Here is a 6,521-nt window from a genome sequence, read left to right as displayed (position 1 = left end):
CGGATTGACCTGAAGCTTGTCGCGGCTGCGATCGGGCTGCGGCATATCGCCGGGCGGGCAATTCAGACCAGCGGCCACCGCCTTGAGGATACCATCCGCGATCTCGCCCTTGCGGGCCTCGCGCAGAAGCAGACGGGCGCGGCCCAGTTCCTCGTGGTTTTTCGGCTTATTGCTCGCCAGCTCTACCATCGCGTCATCCTTATAGACGCGGCTGCGCGGGATGTTGCGCGTCTGGGCGTATTCCTCGCGAAAGGCGGCCAGTTCGCGCACAAGCGCCAGGAACTTTGGCGAATTCGTGCGCGTCTTGACCCGACGCCATGCCTCGCGCGGCGGGGTGACATAGGTGTCGGGGCTGGTCAGGGTCTCAAGCTCTTCCTGAACCCAGCGGGCGCGGCCCGTCTGTTCAAGCTTGCGCGCAAGAAATTCGTAGATCTGGCGCAGGTGCGTGACATCGGCCAGCGCGTATTTCGCCTGCGCATCGCTCAGCGGGCGGCGGGACCAATCGGTAAAACGGGACGTCTTATCAAGAGGTTGATGGGCGATCTTACGCACCAGAGTTTCATATCCCACCTGTTCGCCAAAGCCACAGACCATCGCCGCGACCTGCGTGTCGAACAAGGGTTCGGGAAAGACGCCCGCATCGACAAAGAAAATCTCTAGATCCTGTCGCGCGGCGTGGAAGACTTTGACCACCGACGTATCACGGAACAGCGTGTACAGCGGGTCAAGCGACAGCCCCTCGCTCAGCGGGTCCACCAGAACGGCATTGCTATCGTCCGTTCCGGGCATCGCCAACTGGATCAGACAGAGCTTGGAATAATAGGTCCGTTCGCGCAGAAACTCGGTATCGACGGTCACGTAATCATGCTTGGCGGCCTCTGTGCAGTAGGCTTCAAGCTCGGCGGTGGTGGTGATTGTTTTCATAGCGCTACTTTGGACAGAGGAAGCCATTCAGGCAATGGAAAAGCGCATGGTTTCAGCGCAATAGGCCGCGCGGTCAGCTTTCCAGCATTAAAAGATCACGGTTGCCGCTGGCAAACCGCCGCAGCACCGCAGGGTAAAGACGATGTTCCTGCACCAGAACCCGCGCTGCCAGATCCTCTGGCGTGTCGCCGGCCATAACGGGAATGGTCGCCTGCCCCAGGATCGGCCCGTCATCCAGCGCCGCTGTAACCTCGTGCACGGTGCAGCCATGCTGGGTATCGCCAGCCTCAAGCGCGCGGGCATGGGTGTGCAGCCCCTTATAGCGCGGCAGCAAAGACGGGTGGATATTGATCATCCGGCCGGCCCAAGCATCCGTAAAGCCACCGGTCAGTTTGCGCATAAACCCGGCCAGACAGATGATGTCGGGCGCATGGGGCATCAGCCGCGCGGTCAATTCGTTTTCAAAGGCAGCGCGATCCCCTGAAAAGGGCTTGTGATCCACGACTTCGGTCGGGATGCCGCGTTCTTTGGCCCAGGCAATCCCGCCCGCGTCCGCCACATTCGACACCACCACACAGGGCCGCGCGGGATGGTCGCCGGTCATGTCTTCGACCAGCGCCCGCATGTTCGACCCGCCACCCGAAAGGAAAATCGCAACCCGTTTGGTCACAGCAGGCTGCCGGTATAGGCAACGCCCGTGGTCTCGGTGACATTGCCCATCGGATAGACCGTTTCGCCCGCCTGCCGCAGCAGTTTGGTCAGCGCCTCGGCCTCATCCGCTTTGACCACAAGGATCATGCCCACGCCGCAGTTAAAGGTCTTGAGCATCTCGGTTTCCGAGATCGCGCCAACATCGGCCATCCATTTGAACACGCCGGGCAGCTCCCAGCTGTCCAGATCAATCTGCGCGCCCAGATCATCGGGCAGCACACGGGGCAGGTTTTCCGTCAGACCGCCGCCGGTGATATGGGCCAGCGCATGCACGCCCCCTGCCCGCACGGCCTGCAACGCAGGTTTCACATAAAGCCGCGTCGGCGTCAGCAGCACCTCGCCCAATGTTCCGTCTGCCCAGGGGCAATCCGCATCCCAGCCAAGGCCAGAGATCTCGACCAGTTTACGCACCAGAGAATAGCCGTTCGAATGCACCCCGTCCGAGGCAAGCCCCAGCAGCACATCCCCCGCCGCCACATCACGGGGCAAGTCCGCACCGCGTTCCATCGCGCCCACAGAGAAGCCCGCGAGGTCGAAATCACCTTCGGAATACATGCCAGGCATCTCTGCCGTCTCGCCCCCGATCAACGCGCAGCCAGAGCCTTCGCAGCCTTTGGCGATGCCTTCGATGATCCGCGCGGCCTGTTCGGTCTCAAGCTTGCCGGTGGCGAAATAATCGAGGAAAAACAGCGGCTCCGCCCCTTGGCACACCAGATCGTTGACGCACATGGCGACCAGATCGACCCCCACGCCATCGACGTTGCCGGTATCAATCGCGATCCGCAGCTTGGTGCCCACACCGTCCGTGGCAGCGACGAGGATCGGGTCGGTATAGCCCGCCCCCTTGAGGTCGAACAACGCGCCGAAACCGCCAAGCCCCGACATCACGCCCGGACGCTTTGTCCGTTTGGCCGCCGGTTTGATACGTTCTACCAGCGCGTTGCCTGCATCAATATCCACACCAGCGTCTGCATAGGTGATCGAGTTCTTGGAGTTGGTCATGACGCATCCCGCTGCCTGTTCCCTTTGCGAAAGTGGGTTATAGCAGGTTGCGCAGGCGTGCAATGCACCTAAGCCACATCTGCGCGTTTCTATCCCTTGACGCGCCGCGCCCGCCCGCTTACCAAACCGCGCAGGCGGGCCTGTAGCTCAATTGGTTAGAGCAGAGCGCTCATAACGCTTTGGTTGCGGGTTCAAGTCCTGCCGGGCCTACCAAAACTCCGCTTTTATTCAATGTTTTCAACGACTATGTGTCACACGACATTAGAAATGTGTCGCATATGATTTCAATGGCTTGCAAGGCACCTGTCACACGCTACTGCGCTGCACCTGACGCAAGTCCCTCGGTCCGCCATTGTCGTTTGAACCAAATTCGAGCGTCAGCTATGCGCAGGGAGGGGGCCTTGCAAAGTCGCGAGATTTGACGGATTGATAGAATACCTATGCGGCACGAAGATTGGTTAAATACCTGGATCAACTGGGTGATCGTTCTGACCGGCGTCTTACTACCGTTTGGTTCAATATCCTGTGGTTGATTTTGCGCTTCCACGAAAGCATTGGGCCACTTGGTTTCCTTTTTCTCTTAGTGTCATGCAGAAAATTGTATTCTTTTTCATAAAGGTAGCCGTTTTTCTGTGCATATTCGATTACCGCTTCATTAGCGTTCGCTTCAGGGTTGGCACGTATGCGCTTCAATCCATCAAATAGGCTTCCCGTGTCGATTCCCAGAAAACGGTTGATGCAGACATTGCCAACGTATGTCTCCTTCCCGGAAAGGCGATTTCGAATATAGCAATGCTCCAAGATCTGCTGTCCGCAAGGGCAGGAGTCAAACTCTTCGCTGAGCTCAACGAATATCAAATCCCACTCTGTACGGGCAGCATCGAAATCCTGCGAGACCGAGAGTGGGATTATATGTGCTTTCAAGCGTTCGTAATTATGCCCGTCCATCAAAATCACTCCGCGCCAAATGGGAAGAGGACAACACAGACGCTCCGCAAAATCAACCTAGGGGGGCGTATGGCAAATCTAAACGCGCGAACTGTATTGGAAGGTGTGTCTTTGATGCTCTTCCGTTTGGTTCTCGCGCTGCCCAGAATCAAACTACCGCTTTGGGCTGACTGCGGTCATCCGATGCTTTCACCTGGGATACTTGTAACCCAACCTCAGGCCTGTTTTTACGCGGCATGCTGCGTCAGGTGCAGAACACTGGATCGACGCGATCGGCGCCTAACTGGAGGCTTGATCGGCCGTGGACGAGCGTGCTCAATGGTAAACCCAGCTGTTCTTCGTTTATTCTGTGAATTCATACAGTTGGATTGGAAACAATCACCGTAACGCCTTACTAAGTTTCAATGGATTAGATGACAGTTTGGAAACTGAAGATCGATGATTTTGAACTTTAGAAGACCCAAGCCATCAATGCGGGAACAACAAGAAGAGCGAATAATAGCGGGCCTAAGACTTCCAGAGGGAAGCCTCGTCGCACCAGCCATGTTGAAAGCCTCGAAAACATCCTAAGTGCAACCAGTCGATTAAAGGGCAAAAGCAAGCATGATAACACCTAGACCAAAGCTGAACAATGATCCCGAAGCAACAACGATCCCCCACCGAACACCATTGTGGAGCTTTCTGATTAGAGCTTGATCCTCCTGATCAAAGTCGTGTCGCATTTGGTTCACCGCGTTGACGTAAATAAAGAACCAGATCAGCGTGCCCAAGAGAGCCCCGAGCCCCCACAAACCAAGCACAGGCCCGATTGCGACATCCTTTAGCGAACCCATTTGGCTGAGCAAAGCAAGCCAAGACCCACTATTAAGAACGGTTACAGCTACTGAACCAGCTTTCGCAACAGAAATTTGGCGCTCAGTGTGTATGTCCCAACGCGTCTGAAGTTCCGTGTGCGAGCGTTCCAATCAAGTCGATCCCTTTGAGAAAATCGCATCATTACTAGCACATCACAAAGAAAGATACAGACACGCTGAATGAGTGAAATTTCAGCTAGGGATGAGATCTTCGTTTTCAGGATGGTGAACAGCCCATTGCTCTTCGATCCTCGATAGCTCCTCACGAACCGCGGCCGAAGTCTCATTGAACTCTTCAAGCGTCTTACCAAACGAAGCGGAAAAACTGAACCCGGCGTCTTCTTTCGGACCGATCATATCAAAACTCCCTGTCAACTCCTGAGAATCTCATACTAGCACAATTCTTACACCATGATACTGTTACTCCAAGTTGTACATGGAGATTTTATGGAAAAAGTTGTTGATCCAGAGCTTATCATTGGCTTTGTTGGGCGTCTGGGGACAGACCTTCCGGCAGCTCTAAAGGCAGTAGACACAATACTGCATAGCCTTCACTATAAAAAACATCACATAAAGATAACTGATTTTATCGCAGAAAACAAAACAGATTTTCAAGTTGTGGAGTCCCCAACAGAAGATCGATATAAAACTTACATCGATGCCTGCAATATGGTTAGGCAGCAAACCGGGTTAGATGATTTTTTCGTCTCGTATGCGGTTGAGCGAATAAGAGCTATTCGGCGAGAAGAACCAGAAAACGGCGATGCAGCTATTCCCCTTAGAAGAACGGCTTATCTAATTAATCAGATAAAACGTCCCGAAGAAGTTGAAGCTCTCAGATCAATCTACGGTAAGCAGTTCATTCTGATTTCTTGCCACTCACCCAAAGATCAACTTAAGAACCGGCTCGCGACCAGAATTGCTGAAGGTCACGCAGGCTCTCCAAAGTCAGATGCCTGGCAAGCAAAGGCTAGCGAACTTATCCAGACGGATGACAAGGAATCTTCCGTTCCCAGCGGCCAAAGAGTAAGCGATGTTTTCCCATTAGCTGATGTTATTATTGATACTAGCGACGTACCGAACCTAGAGAAAATCATTCAGCGCTTTTTCCATGCATTATTTGGAAATTTTGCAATCTCGCCGACAAGAGAAGAGTTCTTCCTGAATTTGGCTTTTCAAACTTCGCTGACGTCTTGCGACACGGCTCGTCAAGTTGGGGCCGCCATCGCCCGGGATAGCGACATAATTGCAATGGGTTATAATGAAGCGCCTAAGGCTAATGGAGGCACCTATTGGCCTCATGACGGCGAAGACGGTCGAGATGTTGCCTTAGGCCGCGATTTCAACACGATCCGTAAGCGCCAGATGGTGATTGATATAGTGCTGCGCCTCGGCCAAGCGGGAGCATTAAAAACAAACGATTTGGATGAATTGAGGCTAGCACAAGAGTTTCTAGACAGTACAGACGCCCCACTTAAGAAAGCTCAGGTTCTTGATACCCTGGACTATGGGCGCGCCGTTCATGCTGAAATGGCTGCAATATCGACCGCTGCTCGTCTCGGATTAAGGCTCGCTGGTAGCAAATTATTTTGCACAACCTTTCCATGTCACAACTGCTCAAAGCATATTGTTGCATCAGGTATTTCAAAAGTGATCTATCTCGAGCCCTACTCAAAAAGCTTTGCTGATGACCTCTACCCAGACTCAATCGAAATTGATCAATACAAACCAGACGGGGAGAAAGTGCAATTTTTACAATTCATTGGAATTACACCTCAGCGTTTCAAGAACCTTTTCTCCAAGTCAAAGCTTAAAGACAAGTTGGGAAAGGTGCGGGAATGGGTTCCCGAAACTGCTCAGCCAATCCTGGAAAAGCTTGATCAAGGCCACACCGGTCGAGAAGCTATGTTCCAAAAGAAGATAGAAAAGATAGTCAAGGATGATGGTAGAAAATATCTTATTCAGAACATTTAATGTCGCTGAAATGGATAAGGGCTACCAGCTCCGCCTTACTTTCGGCAACTGCGTGACATGCGGCCACCCCATCCCACACCGACATCTCGCCTGGCTCTCAAAATCATG

At 53.4% G+C, this 6,521-nt stretch carries 7 protein-coding genes and 1 tRNA gene; 2 read left to right on the top strand and 6 right to left on the bottom strand.

From position 1 onward, the window contains the following. The 3 genes from rnd to purM all read right to left on the bottom strand — a co-directional run. Window positions 1-924: ribonuclease D (gene rnd, locus B3849_RS12045; protein WP_286780217.1), on the bottom strand; the 924-nt coding region annotated here is incomplete at its 3' end. A 73-nt stretch (window positions 925-997) separates the two neighbouring features. After that, window positions 998-1,594 (bottom strand): phosphoribosylglycinamide formyltransferase, encoded by a 597-nt coding sequence (gene purN / locus B3849_RS12040; RefSeq protein WP_286780216.1) that lies wholly within the window; start codon window positions 1,592-1,594, stop codon window positions 998-1,000. Further along, entirely contained in the window at window positions 1,591-2,637 is a 1,047-nt protein-coding gene (gene purM, locus B3849_RS12035; RefSeq protein ID WP_037944351.1) for a phosphoribosylformylglycinamidine cyclo-ligase, read from the bottom strand. Before purM ends, purN begins: the two co-directional genes overlap by 4 nt. A 136-nt stretch (window positions 2,638-2,773) precedes the next feature. On the opposite strand from purM, the gene B3849_RS12030 reads away from it, so the two are divergent. Then, window positions 2,774-2,850 (top strand) — tRNA-Ile (locus B3849_RS12030). A gap of 258 nt (window positions 2,851-3,108) precedes the next feature. Here the strand turns inward: B3849_RS12030 and B3849_RS12025 are convergent. The 3 genes from B3849_RS12025 to B3849_RS12015 form a co-directional block, all read right to left on the bottom strand. Then, window positions 3,109-3,585, bottom strand: coding sequence for a hypothetical protein (locus B3849_RS12025; protein WP_286780215.1), 477 nt, complete (start codon window positions 3,583-3,585; stop codon window positions 3,109-3,111). A gap of 584 nt (window positions 3,586-4,169) precedes the next feature. Next, window positions 4,170-4,550 (bottom strand): hypothetical protein, encoded by a 381-nt coding sequence (locus tag B3849_RS12020; protein ID WP_286780214.1) that lies wholly within the window; start codon window positions 4,548-4,550, stop codon window positions 4,170-4,172. A gap of 81 nt (window positions 4,551-4,631) precedes the next feature. Then, window positions 4,632-4,796: a hypothetical protein gene (locus B3849_RS12015; RefSeq protein WP_286780213.1), complete on the bottom strand. Its 165-nt coding sequence runs from the start codon at window positions 4,794-4,796 to the stop codon at window positions 4,632-4,634. Between the two features lie 90 nt (window positions 4,797-4,886). Here B3849_RS12015 and B3849_RS12010 point away from each other — a divergent pair, with 90 nt between their 5' ends. After that, window positions 4,887-6,413 carry an anti-phage dCTP deaminase gene (locus B3849_RS12010; protein ID WP_286780212.1) on the top strand — a complete coding sequence of 509 codons (1,527 nt, stop codon included), beginning with the start codon at window positions 4,887-4,889 and terminating at the stop codon, window positions 6,411-6,413. The last annotated feature ends 108 nt before the right edge of the window (window positions 6,414-6,521 follow it).

The sequence above is a fragment of the Sulfitobacter sp. UBA4523 genome, assembly GCF_002388305.1.
GTDB classification, from domain to species: domain Bacteria; phylum Pseudomonadota; class Alphaproteobacteria; order Rhodobacterales; family Rhodobacteraceae; genus Sulfitobacter; species Sulfitobacter pontiacus.
This window is presented reverse-complemented; position numbering and strand designations above follow the sequence as displayed.